The sequence below is a fragment of the Parafannyhessea sp. genome, assembly GCF_051876455.1.
GTDB lineage: Bacteria > Actinomycetota > Coriobacteriia > Coriobacteriales > Atopobiaceae > Parafannyhessea.
Window position 1 is genome coordinate 1 of record NZ_JBJEHW010000087.1, and the last position, 16,266, is coordinate 16,266.

Annotated in this window: 17 protein-coding genes; 7 read left to right on the forward strand and 10 right to left on the reverse strand. The window is 67.3% G+C overall.

Features of this window, described 5'->3' with window-relative positions; translation table 11 throughout:
- Positions 1–81: 81 nt before the first annotated feature.
- Positions 82–957, reverse strand: coding sequence for a PPK2 family polyphosphate kinase (locus tag ACI38Z_RS03985; protein WP_439788893.1), 876 nt, complete (start codon positions 955–957; stop codon positions 82–84).
- Positions 958–1,171: 214 nt separating this feature from the next.
- On the opposite strand from ACI38Z_RS03985, the gene ACI38Z_RS03990 reads away from it, so the two are divergent.
- Entirely contained in the window at positions 1,172–1,393 is a 222-nt protein-coding gene (locus ACI38Z_RS03990) for a hypothetical protein (protein WP_439788894.1), read from the forward strand.
- A gap of 6 nt (positions 1,394–1,399) precedes the next feature.
- Here ACI38Z_RS03990 and ACI38Z_RS03995 read toward each other — a convergent pair whose 3' ends face one another.
- On the reverse strand, positions 1,400–2,722 hold the full coding sequence (locus tag ACI38Z_RS03995; RefSeq protein ID WP_439788895.1) for a U32 family peptidase: 1,323 nt from the start codon (positions 2,720–2,722) through the stop codon (positions 1,400–1,402).
- Between the two features lie 166 nt (positions 2,723–2,888).
- Here ACI38Z_RS03995 and ACI38Z_RS04000 point away from each other — a divergent pair, with 166 nt between their 5' ends.
- A complete protein-coding gene (locus ACI38Z_RS04000) occupies positions 2,889–4,052 on the forward strand; it encodes a serine hydrolase (protein ID WP_439788896.1) in 1,164 nt (387 codons plus the stop codon).
- Positions 4,053–4,105: 53 nt separating this feature from the next.
- On the opposite strand, the gene ACI38Z_RS04005 is transcribed toward ACI38Z_RS04000, so the two are convergent.
- Complete coding sequence (locus tag ACI38Z_RS04005; protein WP_439788897.1) at positions 4,106–4,663, reverse strand: GNAT family N-acetyltransferase; 558 nt, start codon at positions 4,661–4,663, stop codon at positions 4,106–4,108.
- A gap of 138 nt (positions 4,664–4,801) precedes the next feature.
- Between ACI38Z_RS04005 and ACI38Z_RS04010 the strand changes: the two genes are divergently transcribed.
- Positions 4,802–6,406, forward strand: coding sequence for an ABC transporter substrate-binding protein (locus tag ACI38Z_RS04010; RefSeq protein ID WP_439788899.1), 1,605 nt, complete (start codon positions 4,802–4,804; stop codon positions 6,404–6,406).
- Between the two features lie 90 nt (positions 6,407–6,496).
- Entirely contained in the window at positions 6,497–7,168 is a 672-nt protein-coding gene (gene yqeC, locus ACI38Z_RS04015) for a selenium cofactor biosynthesis protein YqeC (protein ID WP_439788900.1), read from the forward strand.
- A 27-nt stretch (positions 7,169–7,195) separates the two neighbouring features.
- On the opposite strand, the gene ACI38Z_RS04020 is transcribed toward yqeC, so the two are convergent.
- The 5 genes from ACI38Z_RS04020 to ACI38Z_RS04040 all read right to left on the reverse strand — a co-directional run bounded on the left by ACI38Z_RS04020 (position 7,196) and on the right by ACI38Z_RS04040 (position 12,290).
- Positions 7,196–8,056, reverse strand: coding sequence for an HAD family hydrolase (locus ACI38Z_RS04020; protein ID WP_439788901.1), 861 nt, complete (start codon positions 8,054–8,056; stop codon positions 7,196–7,198).
- A gap of 67 nt (positions 8,057–8,123) precedes the next feature.
- Positions 8,124–8,747, reverse strand: coding sequence for a GNAT family N-acetyltransferase (locus ACI38Z_RS04025; protein ID WP_439788902.1), 624 nt, complete (start codon positions 8,745–8,747; stop codon positions 8,124–8,126).
- Between the two features lie 120 nt (positions 8,748–8,867).
- The gene (locus ACI38Z_RS04030) at positions 8,868–9,440 is read right to left on the reverse strand and encodes a hypothetical protein (RefSeq protein WP_439788903.1); all 573 of its coding nucleotides are present in this window, start codon (positions 9,438–9,440) and stop codon (positions 8,868–8,870) included.
- 75 nt (positions 9,441–9,515) lie between these two features.
- Positions 9,516–10,802 (reverse strand): ATP-binding protein, encoded by a 1,287-nt coding sequence (locus ACI38Z_RS04035; protein ID WP_439788904.1) that lies wholly within the window; start codon positions 10,800–10,802, stop codon positions 9,516–9,518.
- Positions 10,803–11,084: 282 nt separating this feature from the next.
- Positions 11,085–12,290, reverse strand: coding sequence for an MFS transporter (locus tag ACI38Z_RS04040; RefSeq protein ID WP_439788905.1), 1,206 nt, complete (start codon positions 12,288–12,290; stop codon positions 11,085–11,087).
- A gap of 427 nt (positions 12,291–12,717) precedes the next feature.
- Here ACI38Z_RS04040 and ACI38Z_RS04045 point away from each other — a divergent pair, with 427 nt between their 5' ends.
- Complete coding sequence (locus ACI38Z_RS04045; RefSeq protein WP_439788906.1) at positions 12,718–13,311, forward strand: hypothetical protein; 594 nt, start codon at positions 12,718–12,720, stop codon at positions 13,309–13,311.
- Here the strand turns inward: ACI38Z_RS04045 and ACI38Z_RS04050 are convergent.
- Complete coding sequence (locus ACI38Z_RS04050; RefSeq protein ID WP_439788907.1) at positions 13,308–13,889, reverse strand: MerR family transcriptional regulator; 582 nt, start codon at positions 13,887–13,889, stop codon at positions 13,308–13,310. The two genes, ACI38Z_RS04045 and ACI38Z_RS04050, sit on opposite strands and share 4 nt — an antisense overlap.
- A 98-nt stretch (positions 13,890–13,987) precedes the next feature.
- On the opposite strand from ACI38Z_RS04050, the gene ACI38Z_RS04055 reads away from it, so the two are divergent.
- Together ACI38Z_RS04055 and ACI38Z_RS04060 are read left to right on the forward strand one after the other, a co-directional pair.
- Positions 13,988–15,154 (forward strand): iron-containing alcohol dehydrogenase, encoded by a 1,167-nt coding sequence (locus ACI38Z_RS04055; RefSeq protein ID WP_439788908.1) that lies wholly within the window; start codon positions 13,988–13,990, stop codon positions 15,152–15,154.
- 26 nt (positions 15,155–15,180) lie between these two features.
- On the forward strand, positions 15,181–15,651 hold the full coding sequence (locus ACI38Z_RS04060) for a flavodoxin (RefSeq protein ID WP_439788909.1): 471 nt from the start codon (positions 15,181–15,183) through the stop codon (positions 15,649–15,651).
- Positions 15,652–15,847: 196 nt separating this feature from the next.
- On the opposite strand, the gene ACI38Z_RS04065 is transcribed toward ACI38Z_RS04060, so the two are convergent.
- A partial coding sequence (locus tag ACI38Z_RS04065; RefSeq protein WP_439788910.1) for an MATE family efflux transporter occupies positions 15,848–16,266 on the reverse strand: 419 nt, incomplete at its 5' end.

Sequence of the window (16,266 nt, forward strand, 5' to 3'; positions counted from 1 at the left end):
GCCCGTGCGCTCGAAGCGCATGCAGCCAAAGCCAAGGAGCGAGAGCGGGTTGCCGTTGCGGTCGTCGCGATACTGCATGGGCTACTCCCCCATAAGCCGCGCCTTGCAGGCGGCAAGCTCGTCCTTCTCCCCTGCGGGAACCTCCGGGTAGTGCGGGTCCATGTCCCGAAGGACGTTCACCACGGCCTGTGAGACCAGGTAGCGGGCATGCCACTTCTGGTCCGCGGGCACCACGTACCACGGCGAGTGCTCCGTCGCGGTCGCGTTGATCGCGGACTCGTAGGCGGACATGTAGCCGTCCCAGTGCTCGCGCTCGATCAGGTCGGAGGAAGAGAACTTCCAGTTCTTGGACTCGTCGTCGATGCGCGCGAGAAGGCGCTTGCGCTGCTCGTCGAGGCTCACGTTGAGGAAGATCTTGAGCACGCGGTAGCCGTTCTGGTACAGGTGCTCCTCGAAGCCGCGGATCTGCTCGAACCTGCGCGAGAAGAACTCGTCCTCCGTGCAGTCGAGGCAGCGCTCCGGCATGCGGTAGCCGTGCCAGAGCCCGTCCACGCGCACGACGAGCACGTCCTCGTAGTAGCTGCGGTTGAACAGCGCGATCTTGCCGCGCGCCGGCAGGCACCGCGCCGCGCGCCACAGGTAGTCGTGCGAGAGCTCGCGCGTCGTGGGCTGCTTGAAGCCGTACACGTCGATACCCTGCGGGTTCATGCCGCTCATCACGTGGCGGATGGTGGAGTCCTTGCCGGCGGCGTCCATGGCCTGGAGCAGGATGACCAGCCCCTCTCGCCCGTCTGCGTAGAGCTTGTCCTGCAGCTCGCCCATGACCACGCGGTTCTCGTCCGTGAGCTCGGCGAGTCGCGCTCGGTCGTCCTTGCTCATGTGCGCGGACGTGGGCGCGTCCGCGATCCTGAACGTGCGGTCCCCCGCATAGCGGCAGTCGTCAATCGTAAGTGCCATGGTCGGCCTCCCTCGAGTCTGCCGTGCCGGCGCCTGAGCATCCGGCACGCGGCGCTCCCCCACATGCCCCGTGCGACGCGGCGGTGCGCCCTACGGAAAGTATAGGTTTGGTTTCGTGCGGGGGCCGCAACGCAATTGCCATGCGGCAGGGTACATACCCCACATGGCAGGCGCGGCGCGGTGACGCCGCGCGCGACACGGAGGGAGGTCCGCCTTGCCCAAGAGCGTTCTGATAAAGGACACCACGCGCGAGGAGCGCATACAGATAGTGCGCAGGGGGCTCGACTGGTGCGGCGACGGATCGTGCGAGCAGTGCTCCGGCTGCAGCATGGGCGTGGGGTCGATCGACGCGATGTACGCGCCGTACATCGACGGCAAGCTTGAGCTGGCCGAGGTCAACATGCTCCACGCGGCGACGCGCTACACGCACGGCTAGCAGCGGCTACTGCTTGAGGCAGAGGATGTCGAGCTCGCCCAGCGCGAAGGGCAGCACCGTGCGGTAGCGGCACATCGCGCGCGAGAGCTCGCGGGCCGGTACCCACAGCTGCAGGTCGTCGTCCCAGCGCTCGAGCGGCCCCAGCACGCACTCGCGGACGGGCTCGCCCGGCGAGAGCACCTGCAGCGCGTCGCCCACCTGCGCCTTGTTGCGACAGAGGACCTCGGTCAGGTACCCCTCCGCCGCGGCGGCGCCCGCGTCGGGCGAGAAGTACATGCGGTCCCAGGCCGGACCCCCTGCGGCAAGGGGCGCGCTCTTCTCGACCGTGGCCACCATCAGGCGGTCGCGCTGGTACTCCACGCGGCCGGGGTTCTGCGTGGGGTTGCCATAGAAGAAGCCCGTTGAGTACGGGCGGTGGCTCACGGCGTCGAGCTCGCCGGCCCAGGCCGAGGCGGGCTCGCCGTCCAGCACGTGGCGGTACGCGTTGGTGACGCAGGCGGTGTAGTAGGAGCCCTTGGCGCGGCCCTCGATCTTGATGGCCGCCACACCGGCGGCAGCGAGGTCGTCCAGGTGGTCGAGCATCGCGAGGTCGTTGGAGCTCAGGATGTAGCTCCACGAGCCGTCCTGCTCCACGGGCATGCGGCGCTCGTCGGGCCGCGACTCCTCCACGAGCGTCCAGCCCCAGCGGCACGGCTGCGTGCACGCGCCAAAGCTCGCGCCGCGCTCCAGCCCCACGAGCTCGCTCGAGAGCAGGCAGCGCCCGCTCACGGCCATGCACATGGAGCCGTGAGCGAAGACCTCCAGCTCCAGCGAGCCAAAGCCGTCCGCGTCGAGCCGGCGCCGCAGCTCCGCTATCTCGGGCAGGCGCATCTCGCGCGCGAGGACCACTCGGCGCGCGCCCAGGCGGGCGTACTGCTCGGCCGCGAGCGCGTTCATGACGGAGGCCTGCGTCGATACGTGCAGCTCCACGTGCGGCGCGTACTCGCGCAAGAGCGCCATGGCCCCCAGGTCCGCCACGATAGCGGCGTCCACGCCGATGGAGTCCACGTAGCGCAGGTAATCGGGCAGGCCGTCCACGTCCGCGTCGCGCATGAGCGTGTTGAGCGTGAGGTGCACGGACACGCCGGCCTCGTGCGCGAGGCCCACGGCCCAGGCCAGCTGCTCGCGGTCGAAGTTCTGGCTCCGCGCGCGCATGCCCCACTGGCGGCCGGCCAGGTAGACCTCGTCCGCCCCAAAGTGGATGGCCTGCCGCAGCTGCTCGGGACCTCCCGCGGGCGAGAGGAGCCTCATCCCCGCGCCGCGTCCCGTCTGGCCCTGCGTCGTACCCATGCGCACCGACTCCCCCGTTCGCGTTCCGTCACGCCGCGCCGCGCGGCCCGCGCGCGACGACCCGCACAGTCTAGCGCATGCCTGCCGCCGGCAGCACGGCGATATACTCTTGTGAATGCGATGCGACGCGCGGGGCGCGCGCCAGGCAGGTGCAAGGGGGCTCACGTTGACGGCAAGGCATGCGGCGCCGCAGGCGCACGGAAGGCACGGCAGGCACGAGGCGCCACGGGAGAGGGGCCCACGGCGCGGCCACAAGGCCGTGGCGATTGTCCTTCTCGCCCTGGTCGCGGCGGCGGTGGCCGCGGTCGCGCTCGTGCCGCAGGTGCGCGGGGCGCTGTTCCCAACCGCGACGCACGCCGCCACGAAGGATGCCGCGAGCTCCACCGACGCCTCCACCAGCGCAAAGTCGGCAGCAAGCGCCAAGGTCACCACCGCCGCGACGGACGCCTCGAGCTCCGCGGGCGAGAAGGACGACAGCTCCTCCAGCAGCTCCCAGCCCTCCGAGGACACGTCCGCGCTCGACGCGAGCGCGAGCGCCAAGGTCACCACGTTCACCACGTCCGGCGGCATCAGCGTGACCGCGCCGGACGGCTTTGCCAACACGCCCACGTGCAAGCACCTGGAGGACGCCGTCGCCGCGTTCACGGCAAAGGGCTACCACCTGGGCTTCAGCATGGTCGACCTCAAGACCGGCCGCGGCGTCAGCTACAACGCGGACCAGAAGTTCTACCCCGCAAGCAGCATCAAGGCCATCTACTGCACGGCCATCCTGGAGTCCACCAACGGCGGTGCCGCGTCCAGCTCCGACACCATCACCAAGTGCCTGGTCGATTCCGACAACGACTCGTTCCGCGCGCTGCTCAAGACCTACGGCTACACCGTGTACGGCAACTGGCTCAAGAGCCGCGCGCCCGAGGCCGCACAGGAGGCGTACACGTACAACTACCCGCACATATCTGCCACGGGCATGCTCAACTGCTGGAAGGAGATCTACCGCTACGGTACCTCGGGCGAGGCCGGCGCGAGCCTCCTTACCGGATGCCTTGCCAAGACCAACCACTCCGCGCTGGGCGCGCTCCTGCGCAGCCGCTACACCGTCTGGGCCAAGCCGGGCTGGTACCCCACGAACGAGGGCCTGGCCTCCACGGCCACGGCCGAGGGCGCCATCGTCTTTTCCGACTGCGGCGACTACGCGATCGCGGTGCTTTCCGACGCGCCATCCGACTTCGACTCGCTCCTGCCCGTGCTGGACGCGCTCAACGCGGCGCACGGCAAGATGTGCGGCGGCAGCTCCGCCCTCAGGCAGACCAGCTCCACCACCGTCGGCTAGCGCCGGGCGAGTCACGGCGCTGGCGAGAAGCCCGCACTCCCTTTGCCGCCGCGTCAGTCCCCGGCCTCGGCGCCGCCCTCGCCCGCCAGGTCGCGCTCCAGCAGCGTGGTCCTGGCGTCGCCGATGTCGTCGTAGTGCACGGCCATAACGCACGCCCGCACAAAGCCACACGCAAGGTACAGCCGCTCGGCGGCGTCGTTTCCCTCCAGGGCGTCCAGGTGGATGACCCTGCCGCCGCCGTCGCGGGCGATGCGGCACGCCTCCCCTACCATCTGTCTGCCCAGCCCCTGCCCGCGCGCCGACGGGTCCACCACCAGCAGGTGGAGCACCCGCACGTCCTCGGGCCGCGCCACAATCGTCCACGGGGCGCTGGCGTAGCCCTCGTCCTCCCCCGCACCCAGGACCATGGCCGCGCGCACGAGGCCGTCCTTCTCGCCCACGTAGAGCTCTCCCGCGGCGGAGCGCGCCGCCAGCCCCTCGCGTGTGGGGTACACGCCCAGGTGCCAGTCCGGGCCAGGGTCCTCCGGCGTCTGCAGCGCGCAGGATGCCTCGAACAGGCCCCAGACCGCGTCCAGGTCGGCAGTGCTCGCGCTTCTCACCACAAGTCCCATGGCAGCTCCTCGCGTCGCGTCGGGGTCGGGACACGGTTATCGCCCCAAACGATAACCGGCTGGTTACACAATGTCTTACCAGTCGACTCATTAGCCATGGTACCATGCGAAAACACCATTCCTAAGGAGCTGATACCCATGGGCACCACCAACACGCCTCAGGCGCTCACGCGCCGGTCCTTCCTCGCGTCGGGCGCAACCGTCGCCGCACTCCTGGGGGCGGGCGCCCTCACCGGATGCGGGTCTCACCGCACGAGCTCTTCGAGCGGCACCGCGTCCACGCTCACGTACGCCCTCAACGAGGACCCGCAGGCGCTCGACCCCGCGCGCGTCAACGACTTTGGCTCGCTCGAGCTGTGCGCCAACCTGTACGAGGGCCTCTTCCGCTTCAAGGGCACCACGTGCGACCCGGAGCCCTGCCTCGCCACGAGCTACGACGTGTCAGACGACGGCCTCACGTACACGTTCCACCTGCGCAAGGGCGTCAAGTTCCACGACGGCACGGACTTCGACGCGGACGCCGTGGTCACCAACTTCGAGCGCCAGATGGACGGCAAGGGTGCCGAGGACATGGGCTACGCGGAGATGGTCTTCGGCACGGACCAGACCGGCACGGGCGTCAAGTCCGTCACCGCCAAGGACTCCCACACCGTGGTCGCCGTGCTGCGCGCGGCCTGCACGCCGTTCGTGCGCAACCTCGCCATGGCGCTCGGCACGCCCATCGTGTCGCCCACTGCGCTCAAGAAGCACAATGGCAACCTCGCCACCTCGCCCTGCGGCACCGGCCCGTACAAGCTCAGCAGCTGGGAGAAGGGCTCGACCGTCATCCTCAAGTCCTTCTCGGACTACTGGGGCACCAAGCCCAAGGTCAAGAGCATCGTCTTCAGGGTCATGCCCGAGTCCGCGGACCGCGTGACGGCCCTTGGCAACGGCGAGGTCGACGTCATCACGGCGATCGAGAAGAGCTCCGCCCCCACCGTCAGGAAGGGCGGCTCCACGGTCAAGGCGACCGACGGCCTCAACACCAGCTACATGGTCTTCAACACCGCGAGCGAGAAGCTCAAGGACGCCAGCGTCCGCAAGGCCATCTGCCAGGCGATCGACGTGGACGCCATCGTGAGCGCCCTCTTTGGCAAGTACGCCACCGTCGCGCACTCGCTCATGCCGGAGTTCCTCGCGCCGTACGACAAGGACGTGAGCTACCCCGACTACGACCCCGATGCCGCCAAGGCCACGCTCTCCGCGGCCGGCGTGACGGAGCTGACCTGCCTCACCTACACCACGGCCATGCAGTACAACCCGGCCGGCGGCAAGTCGCTCGCGGAGTCCGTCCAGGGCTACCTCGACAAGGTGGGCGTCAAGCTCACGGTCAACGCGTACGACTGGACCACGTTCCGCTCCAAGCGCACGGAGGAGTACTTCGACCTCGCCTTCGCGGGCTGGGCCGGCGACAACGGCGACCCCGACAACTTCATGAGCCTCTTTGCGAGCGGCAGCAACGCCACGATGTCCGCCTACGACGACAGCGAGTACAAGTCGCTCGTGGCCAAGGGCCTCGCGACGCCCGACGGCGACGACCGCGACGACATCTACCTCCAGCTCGAGAAGAAGCTCACCCAGGACCTGCCCGTGCTGCCCATCTCGCACGCCAAGACGGTCTGTGGCTACTCGCCCAAGGTCCACGGCTTCGCGATGCACCCCACCGGCTGGAGCAAGCTCGTCGGCGTGAGCAAGACGGCGTAGGCGCGGGCGAGAAGGACGCGCGCCCTCGGCCGTCGCGCTAGAATGCATGCCACGGGCGACGTGCCCGCAGCACACGAGGGAGGACGCGACATGGGACTTGCCGAGGAGCTTGGAATCGGGCGGGGAATCACCGCGGTCATAGGCAGCGGCGGCAAGACCAGCCTGCTCGACGCGCTCGCGCGCGAGCTCGACGGCACCGTCGTCCTCACCACGACCACGCACGTGCTCCCGTTTGGCTGCCCCGTCCTGGAGGACGCGGACGAGAGGGACGTGGAGCAGGCGTTCTGGTACAGCCGCGTGGTGTGCGTGGGCACGCCGGCCGGGGACGGATCGGGCAAGCTCTCCGCACCGCGCCTCAAGATGCGCACGCTCTCCGTCCTGGCGGACTACGTCCTAGTGGAGGCGGACGGCGCCGCGCGGCACCCGCTCAAGGCACATGCGGACCACGAGCCCGTCATCCCCCAGGAGGCGGACCGCGTGGTGCAGGTCGTGGGCGCGTCGGGCTTTGGCCGGCCCGTCACGGAGGCCGTGCACCGGCCCGAGCTCTTCTGCAGGCTCGCTGGGTGCGACGCGACGGACGTCGCGACGCCGCAGCTCGTGGCACGCGCCGTCGCCGCCGAGCATGCCGCGGGGCTGAGGGCGGACGTCCTTCTCCTCAGCCAGATCGCCGCAGGTGGCGGGGATGACGCAACCGCCTTCGAGCAGGCGCTCCGCGCGGAGGGCGACCAGGTGCCCGTCGTGAGGTGGGACGCGCTGGCCTAGCCCGCGGGACGCCGCCCGCGCAGGCGCCTAGCGCATGAACGCGGGCATCTCGCCCGTGGGGGCCGCCGCCGCGATCTGCTCGAGCGCGGCGGCAACGCTGTCGTCTCGCGAGGGGCCAATGTGCCAGCGCGCGGCCTCGGCCACGTCCGGCGTGGCGTTTGCCACGGCCACGGAGTTGGGCACGCCCTCGATCATGGAGAGGTCGTTCTCCGAGTCGCCAAACGTGGCGACCTCGTCCATGCCCACGCCCAGCTCGCGGGCGAGCTCGCACACGCCGGCCACCTTGTCCCAGCCGTGCGGCGTGATGTCGATCAGCATCGCCGTGGGGCTGGGCAGCACAAAGTCGAGCTTGGGGCACTCCTCGCGCAGCATGTCGCGCACGCGGACCAGCCGCTCGCGCGTGCCGTCCACGTGCACGTTCGACTTGATCCAGGGCGTGTCGCCCAGGCTCGGCATCGTGCCGTGGCCCACGCCGCCCCGCTTGACCTCGCCCATCACGCCGGGATGGCCCTCCAGGCTCTTGACGTTGCGCTTGACCAGGGTCGCCAGGCCGTCGCCCGTCACGTCGTACACGGCCAGGGCCGCGCCCTCCACGTCCTCCAGCACGTCCTGCACGTGCTGGAGCGAGTCGTGGTCGAGCACCTCCGTGTGCGTGAGCTCGCCGTCGATGTAGACCATCTGGCCGTTGCAGAACGCGCCCGTGGCAACGCAGTCCTCGTCACCCCTGAACATCCAGCCCATGGCCGTGGGCACGCGGCCCGTGACCGGACCAAAGTGGAGGCCCGCGTCGATCATGGCGTGGATCGCGGCGATCGCGCGGTCGGATGCGCCGGGCGTGCCAAAGGGAATGAGCGTGTCGTCCAGATCGGTCAGGGCAAGCTTGATCATGTTCTTCTCCAAAGCGTATGACTCGTGGGCGTGGGCACAGCGCGCGTCGGCGCGGGCGCGCCGCCCGTTATCGGTCGAGCAGGCCCGCCACCTGGGCGGGCGTCTTGAGGGGCAGGGGCCGGTCCGAGCGCGTGCCCACGGGCTTCTCCATCCAGACCATGTCGTACCAGCGGTCGAACTTGTACGCGCAGGCGTGAAAGCGTCCGACCCACTCAAAGCCCAGGTGCGTGTGGAACTCGACGCTCGCGCGCGTGAGGTGGGGGTCGTCCGTCGTGGGCGGGTAGGCGATGCACGCCGTGACGCTCGTGACGCCCATGGCCACGAGCAGGCGCTCCAGCGTGCCGTACAGCGCGCCGCCCACGCCGTGGCCGTGCGCGTCCTGCGCCACGTAGATGCTGAGCTCCACGGCCCAGTCGTACGACTTGCGCGCGTGGAGCGGCCCGGCGTAGGCATAGCCCAGCGCGCAGCCGTCCGCGGACTCCGCCACCAGGTAGGGGTAGCGCTCGAGCGTGTGGGCGATGCGCGCGCGGAAATCCTCCACGCCCGGCACGTCCCACTCAAAGGTGATGGCCGTGTCGCGCACGTACGGCGTGTAGATCGCGAGCAGCGCCCCCGCGTCGTCCGGCGTCGCCATCCTGATGCGGAAGCCGTCCTTCTCCCCCGGCTCGCCCGTCACCCTGTCCCGTTGCATGCTGCCCCCTACGTCCAAACTTCCGGGGAACAGACTACTACCGCGGAGCTGCGGCACGGCAGCTCGCGGGGCACACTCCATCAAACGAGAAACGCGACCCTCCCGCGCGGGGCCGTGGTCTCACGCGACGGCAGGCACGCAGAGCGCAATCACGACGCTCACGACGCCGATGAGCGCAAGCGGGGCGCAGCCATCCACAAAGGACGGCAGAGCAGCCAGCCGGTAGTACAGCACGTAGCACACCAGGCTCACCACAAAGCCCACCACGGCGAGAAGGGCGACCACCGCGGCCGTCCCCGCGTGCCCGGCGTGGCCCAGCGCCAGCGCGCAGAGCGCCTCCATCCCCAGCCACGCCACAAAGAGCACGAGCTCCGTGGTGGGCTGGCGCTGCCACACGCGCTGCGTCAACGCAAGGAGCACCAGGTACAGCGCCACGGCGCCGGCCGTGCAGCCAAGCGGCGCGCCGCCCGGGGCAAGCGCGGCCGCACCTCCGCAGGTCCGCGTGGCGCCCCACACGCCGCAGACGACGGCACCCAGTATAGCCACGACGCCCACGGTGCGCAGCGGGCCCTGCGCCTCCGTCCCGCCCACCTTGGGCCAGAAGAAAATCGCCCACCACGCCAGGTACAGCGCACAGCACGCGGCCATCAGCCAATGGCCCTGCCTCATCTGCTCAAACGCGACGTCGTTCATGAAAAGGCCTCCCTCGGGTGCCGCATCGGATGGCACCCACGAGCCCCATGATAGCAACGTCGCGCGCGGGCTTCCCTACCTGCCCAGACAGCCAATCGGGATGACGTAGACGCCGTCGCTCCTCCTGTACGAGCGCTCGCCAAGCCCAACGAGAACCGCAAGGAACTCCGGCTCCCGAGTGCGTGCCCTCGCGTTTCTCATCAGCTTCTCTCGCATCCGCAGCAGGTTTGCCGCTGCCTCGTCCGCCTTGTTCTCGCCCAGCTTCACCTCGAACGCACCCCACCTGCCAGCCGCGTCCTCCACTATGGCATCGGCTTCCAGGCCATTGTCGTCGCGGTAGTAGTGCACCGGCTCCTGCGTTGCCTCGGGCAGAGCGCGCGCGTAGACCGAAAGGTCGCGCATGCACAGGTTCTCGAACACCAGGCCCAACGTCTGCCAGTCCTCCTTGAGCGACCGCTCGTTCATCTGGAGGAGCGACACCGCAAGCGAGGGGTCGACCAGATAGCGCTTTGGGCTGGTGCGGAAGCGCTTGGGAGACCTCGCCGGCGGCTCCCATCCCTTGATGGGCAGCAGCAGGTACAGGGATTCGAGCAGTGCCAGGTAGTTCGATATGGTCGCGGGCGAGACCACGTCGTCCCCCTCGACCTCGCCATACATGTCTCGAATCATCGTCTTCCTGGTCGTGGCCTGCCCAAGGTTCCTGGCAAGGCTTCCTAACAGGCGCCTGGCAACGTCCGGGTTCCCTCCTTTTGCGGCAACGCTCTGCTCCGTGGTCGCGTCCACATAGTCCCTCGCTATGCGCAATGCGCGTGACGGCTTGACGCCAACCGCCTCGGGCCACCCTCCCCTGCAGCACAGCGCCACCAGTCGGTCCACGTCCATCTCGCATGACGCATATGCGAACTCACCGTCAAACAAGCTTGACAGAGACACCTCGCCCGTCGAGTCCCCAGATTCCTGCAGCGACATCGGCAGCATTCGCACCCTGCCAATCCGTCCAACGCCGCTATGGTGGACCTTGTCCTTTGCCGGGGTGGCGGAACCCGTCAGTATCCAGAGGCCCTTCTTGCCGCCGGCGTCGTCAACCTCGTGGCGCACGACGTCCCACAGCGACGGCACAAGCTGCCACTCGTCAATCACGTGCGGTGCATCCCCGACAAGGGCAGCCTTGGGATCGGATTGCGCCATGCTGAGGTTCTGTCCCTCGTCCAGATAGATGATGCTCTTGGCATGCTTGCGTGCCGTCCAGGTCTTCCCGCACCATTTGGCACCAGTAATCTCGACCGCGCCGTAGGTCTCGAGGCACTCATCAACCTCGTCATCAACAATTCGAGGCAAATAGCCCGTGGGCACAACCGGCATCCTCGAGGACCTCCCATACCAAACACAGCATCGTCTACCTGCTCATATAGCATTCCCCTATCTAGTATACTGTCGTAATCCGCATTTCTCATTGTCAGATTCCGCGATTTTCGTTGTCACTTTCCGCGTTTCTCGTTGTCAGAATCCGCGAACCTCGTTGTCACTTTCCGCGCGAAGCCGGCGAAAAAAAGGCGGCGCCGACAGCTGCCGACGTCGCCCCATAAGGCGAGTTTTCTAACGAGAAGGACAAGGCCACGCGTCTGTGGCCCTGTCGTGCGTGCGCTACTGGTTGCGCAGCATCTTGGTGAAGGACGTGTCCGAGTGGCGCGCCCACAGCACGTAGACCAGCACGCTCACCACGCAGGCAAGCGACACGATGGACCACATGGCGGAGTACCCCAGCGCCGTGATGAGCGAGCCCGCGACGCCGCCGCCCAGGCCGTAGCCGATGTCATAGCCGCACAGGAACGTGGAGTTGGCCGACCCGCGCGTCTGGTCCGTGGAGGTGTGCACGGCCATGGACTGCAGGGACGGCTCGAGGCCGCCAAACGCGTAGCCCGCGAGGATGGCGGAAAGGATGTACGTGAACGTGTTGGGCACAAAGGCAAGCAGCAGGAACGCCACGAGCATCGCCGCGTTGCACGTGTACACGAACATGGCCTCGCCCTTCTCGTCCACGAGCTTGCCCAGCGTGATGCGCACGAGCAGCAGCATGCCGGACATCACGAGGAAGTAGATCGAGCCGGAAGGCAGGCCGTTCTGGGACGCGAAGATGGCCACGAAGTTCTCGAGCGCGCCAAAGGTGAACATGAACACGAGCATGGTCACCGTTGCGGGCAGGGAGTCACGGTTGATGATCGTGCGCAGGTCGAGCTTCTTGTGCGGCACGTCGACCTTGGGCGCGTGGATGAACGAGAAGAGCACCAGTCCGATGATCGCGATGATCGCCGCGACCGTATAGAGCACCTTGAAGCCGAGGCCCTCCATGAGCGAGAGGCCCAGCGCCGGCGCGATGGCGGAGGCGAGCGCCGTGGCCATGCCAAAGTAGCCCATGCCCTCGGCAAAGCGCGGGCGGCAGATCACGTCGGACGCGACGGTCGCCGTGGTGGAGTTGGAGAACGAGAGTCCCACGCCGTGGATCATACGGAACGCGATCGCCACGGAGAGCGTGGGGACCAGTACGTAGCCCATCGGCGCCAGGCCCATGAGCAGGAGCCCGACCACGAGCGCGGCGCGACGGACGCCGTTGTCGAGCCACCAGCCCACAAACGGGCGGATCACCACGGCGATGAACGAGAAGACCGCGGCGCACACGCCCGCGACCGCCTCCGTGCCGCCAAGGCTCTTGATGTAGAACGGGAAGGTCGAGAGGCTCATGATGTGGTTGGTGAAGACGCACAGGTTCACCAGGATGATGAGCACGAGGTCACGCGTCCAGAGCTTGGGCCGCGCCTCTGCCCGGACGTCCGCGTTCTTCTTTTCTGACAAGCAAATCCCCCCTAGACGGGTCGAAGTTTCCGTCCAGCGGGAAGGCGTCGCAGCAGTGCTGCAGGCGTCGCGGCTGGACGGCGTAGTCATCAATTGGACTTACACCGTTCGGCCGCGCATTGACGCAAGTGATTATAGACGAGAAGCGCACCAACGCACCCGCGCCGACACGTGTTGATTTTGTTCTGCGGGCCCCGTGGGGTGCTATGGTAGTCCTTGCGTGTAGCGCAAAGCTGCTGCGACCAGGTGCCCAACAACGCCACCAGGAGCAGCGATAAAGTGTAGTCAGCAAAGCGTGCGATTGTCCCCCGGGGCAACCGCACGCTTTTTTGTTGCAGACGTTGTGGTGGGAAGGATTCCTGGCAGACGCCAGCCGAGCGGCTGGGGTGCCACCGTACCGACCCGCCGCGGAAGGGAGCTGGCAGGCATGCCAAAGAACCGCGCACAGGGAATCATCTTCGGGATCCTGATGTCCGTCACCATGGCCTACGGGATGGAGGTCTACAACGTCGCCTGGAAGATGGGCATCCCCACCATGCCGGGCGGGTTCTCCAACATGACGAACGTGGTGTTCTGGGACGCGCTGCTCGAGGCGGCCTACATGTGGCTCTTCGTGTTCCTGTTCTCCAACCTCTGGGGCACGCGCGGCGGTGCGGCACTGGCCGAGAAGATCGTGGACCCCGAGCGTGACAGCGCCTTTGTGCAGGGAACGGTCCGCTCGTGCTGCACCGTTCTCATCATGTGCCCCACGATGAGCCTCGTGGCGTCGATCCTGTTCAACGTGGTGCTGGGCGGCATGCCCGTGGCTCAGCTTCCCGCGATCTGGGTGGGAACCCTCATCAAGAACTTCCCCATGGCCCTGCTGTGGAACCTGTTTGCGGCGGGCCCCGTGTCCCGCCTCGTGTTCGGCAGGTTCTTCAGCCACGTGGGCATGCACGACCGCGAGTCGGACGGCTCGCTCGTGCCCGACGCCCGCTCCGGCCTCGTGCCCGAGTACGTGGAGGCGGACTCGCGAGACTAGGGAGCCGTCCTTCTCGCCCGCCCATTCGCCACGGCGGCCCCAAGGTCCGTGCGACTCTCGTAGCGCCTTCCCGCGGCAAAGTCCGCGCGGGATTCCTCCAGCGCCTCGCGGATATCCTGCTCGGAGGCGTCCGCCTGCGATCTGTCCGCGTGCGCGGCGTCCCACAGGCGCCTGCCGTCCTCGGGCAGGCTGTCGGGCGCGCCGACCATGAAGTCCTCGTTCCCGCACTTGGAGGCCATCTCGTAGTACCAGCGCTTCCAGTCGATCATCGCCCGCGTGCGCTCCAGCTCGCAGATCTTCTGGTCCACCTTGCGGCGCTGCTCCTCAAACAGGTCCAGGCGCTCCCCATAGGTGGCCGGGCCCTCCTGGCACAGCTCCATGAAGCGGCGGATGTCACGGATCTCGAGCCCGGAGCGCTTCAGGCACTCGATCACGCGCAGCGCCTCGAGCTGCTCCTCGCCAAAGCGCCTGGTGCCGGACGTGCGCGCCAGCCCCGGCAGGAGCCCCATCTTGTCGTAGTAGCGGATGGTCGATACGGGCAGGTCGAACATCCGCGACACCTGGCCGATTGTGTACATGGCGTGCCTCCCAGCGATAAATCTTGACCTAAAGTCAGGTTTAGATTCTATAACGTTCTTCGGAAACATGGTCAGCAGACTCAGAGGAGAGGAACGACATGCTCGGAGACTTCACGTATCACAACCCCTGCCGCGTCCACTTTGGCCCCAACGCCCTGGACGAGCTTCCCGGCGAGCTGGCGCAGTACGGACCCAAGGTCCTTCTCACCTATGGCGGTGGATCCATCAAGCGCACGGGCCTGTACCAGCGGGTTATTGACGCTCTCGCCGCGGCGGGCAAGACCGTGTTCGAGGTGCCCGGCGTCATGAGCAACCCCACGGTGGAGAAGCTCCGCGAGGGCTGCAGGGTCGCACGCGAGAACGACGTCGACCTGATTCTGGCCGTGGGCGGTGGCTCCACGATCGACTTCGCCAAGGGCGTGAGCACGGGTGCCTGGGCCGACGCCGACCCCTGGCAGAAGTACTACCTCGACATGGAGCCGCTGGACAACCGCGTCATCCCCGTGGGCGACATCCTTACCATGAGCGGCACCGGCTCCGAGATGAACGGCGGCTCCGTCATCACCGACCACGCCGCCGGCCTTAAGGTGGGCCGCGTGTTCGGCTCAGACGCGATGCCGCAGTTCGCCATCGTGAACCCCGAGCTCATGTTCACCGTGCCCGACTACCAGATGCGCGCCGGCATCTACGACGCTTTCAACCACATCTGCGAGCAGTACTTCAGTGGCACGGACGACAACACGAGTGACTACATCGCCGAGGGTCTCATGCGCAGCCTCGTGCACGCGAGCCGCATCGCCGTGAAGGACCCGACCAACTACGAGGCGCGCTCCAATATCAGCTGGGTCTGCACCTGGGCGCTCAACACGCTCATCGCCTGCGGCAAGTCCACGGACTGGGAGGTCCACATGCTGGGCCAGGCCATGGGCGCCGTGACCGACGCCACGCACGGCATGACCCTCTCCGCCGTAAGCCTCCCCTACTACAACCTGGTCATGCCCTACGGCGTGGAGAAGTTCGCGCGCTTTGCCCGCGTGGTCTGGGACGTGGACGATACCGGAAAGACCGAGCGCGAGGTAGCGGAGGCGGGCCTTCTCGCCATGAGCGACTGGATGGACCAGATCGGCGTTGTCAAGCACGCGCGTGAGCTGGGCTTTAGCGAAGAGCTGATTCCCGCTGCGGTCAAGGCGACGTTCATCCTGGACGGCGGCTACCACAAGCTCACCACCGACGAGGTCGAGAAGATCTTCAGCCAGAGCCTGTAGCGGGGCCTCAGAAGGACGGAATCCACATGCCTAAGTCACTCGTCGCATACTTCAGCGCCACCGGAACCACTAGGCGCCTGGCAGAGCGCCTGGCCAAGGCCGCAGGGGCGGACCTGTTCCAGATCGAGCCCCAGCAGCCATACACGTCCGCGGACCTCAACTGGCGCGACCGTTCCTCTCGCGCTACGCGGGAGAAGAGCGACCCCGCGTTCCGCCCCGCCATCAAGGGCGTGCCCGACACATCCGCCTACGACGTGGTCTACGTGGGCTTCCCCATCTGGTGGTACACGGCACCCAACATCGTGCATACGTTCCTGGAGGCCTGCGACCTTTCGGGCATGACGGTGGTGCCCTTTGCCACCTCCGGCGGCAGCTCCATGGAACGCACGTCGCAGTCGCTGGCGGCATCAGCCAAGGGCGCCAAGGTTGAGCAGGGCGCGGTTCTCAACGGCGCGTCCGACGCAAAGCTCGCGGCGTTCGCGAAGCGGTACCGCTAGGGCAGAAAACCGCAACAAGCCGCAATTGCAAAGGCGCCGCCCGGCTCTGAAGGTCGTACGGCGCCCTGCATATAACGGCTACTGATCGATTTTACAGTCTCCTACTGATCGATTTCTCCGCTTCCTACTGCACGATTTTCACCGTCGCTGCTAATCAATCACCCGCTGGTCACACCTCGCGCCCAGCCAGAGGCTCCTACGCCGCACGCAGGCCCTTCTCGGCCAGCGTCTTTGCGGGATGCAACGCCAGCAGAAGCACGATGATGCACGCGCAGTTGAGGCCAAGGCTGATGGGATAGATGTTCATGATGGTCTGGAACGTGTGGCTCGCAGGAAAGACGACCGCAATCCAGAAGAACCTGAGCCCGCAGATGACGACGGTGGTGGTGACGGCCGGCGGCGTGGACATGCCAAAGCCGCGCAGGTAGCCGCTGATCGCCTCGTAGAGCATGCTGAAGGCGTACGCCGGGAAGATCGTGCACAGGCGCATGTAGCCGTACTTGACCACCGCTGGGTCCGAGTTGATGAGCCCCAGCACCTGGCGCCCAAGGAACACCGCGAACAGGATGAGAAGGACGGCCGCCACGGCCCCCTCCGCCGCGCACACGGCAAGCA

Coding starts and splice junctions, on each gene's coding strand:
- ACI38Z_RS03985 (WP_439788893.1), bottom strand. CDS start 957: ATGGCACTTACGATTGACGACTGCCGCTATGCGGGGGACCGCACGTTC.
- ACI38Z_RS03995 (WP_439788895.1), bottom strand. CDS start 2,722: ATGGGTACGACGCAGGGCCAGACGGGACGCGGCGCGGGGATGAGGCTC.
- ACI38Z_RS04005 (WP_439788897.1), bottom strand. CDS start 4,663: ATGGGACTTGTGGTGAGAAGCGCGAGCACTGCCGACCTGGACGCGGTC.
- ACI38Z_RS04010 (WP_439788899.1), top strand. CDS start 4,802: ATGGGCACCACCAACACGCCTCAGGCGCTCACGCGCCGGTCCTTCCTC.
- yqeC (WP_439788900.1), top strand. CDS start 6,497: ATGGGACTTGCCGAGGAGCTTGGAATCGGGCGGGGAATCACCGCGGTC.
- ACI38Z_RS04020 (WP_439788901.1), bottom strand. CDS start 8,056: ATGATCAAGCTTGCCCTGACCGATCTGGACGACACGCTCATTCCCTTT.
- ACI38Z_RS04025 (WP_439788902.1), bottom strand. CDS start 8,747: ATGCAACGGGACAGGGTGACGGGCGAGCCGGGGGAGAAGGACGGCTTC.
- ACI38Z_RS04030 (WP_439788903.1), bottom strand. CDS start 9,440: ATGAACGACGTCGCGTTTGAGCAGATGAGGCAGGGCCATTGGCTGATG.
- ACI38Z_RS04035 (WP_439788904.1), bottom strand. CDS start 10,802: ATGCCGGTTGTGCCCACGGGCTATTTGCCTCGAATTGTTGATGACGAG.
- ACI38Z_RS04045 (WP_439788906.1), top strand. CDS start 12,718: ATGCCAAAGAACCGCGCACAGGGAATCATCTTCGGGATCCTGATGTCC.
- ACI38Z_RS04050 (WP_439788907.1), bottom strand. CDS start 13,889: ATGTACACAATCGGCCAGGTGTCGCGGATGTTCGACCTGCCCGTATCG.
- ACI38Z_RS04055 (WP_439788908.1), top strand. CDS start 13,988: ATGCTCGGAGACTTCACGTATCACAACCCCTGCCGCGTCCACTTTGGC.
- ACI38Z_RS04060 (WP_439788909.1), top strand. CDS start 15,181: ATGCCTAAGTCACTCGTCGCATACTTCAGCGCCACCGGAACCACTAGG.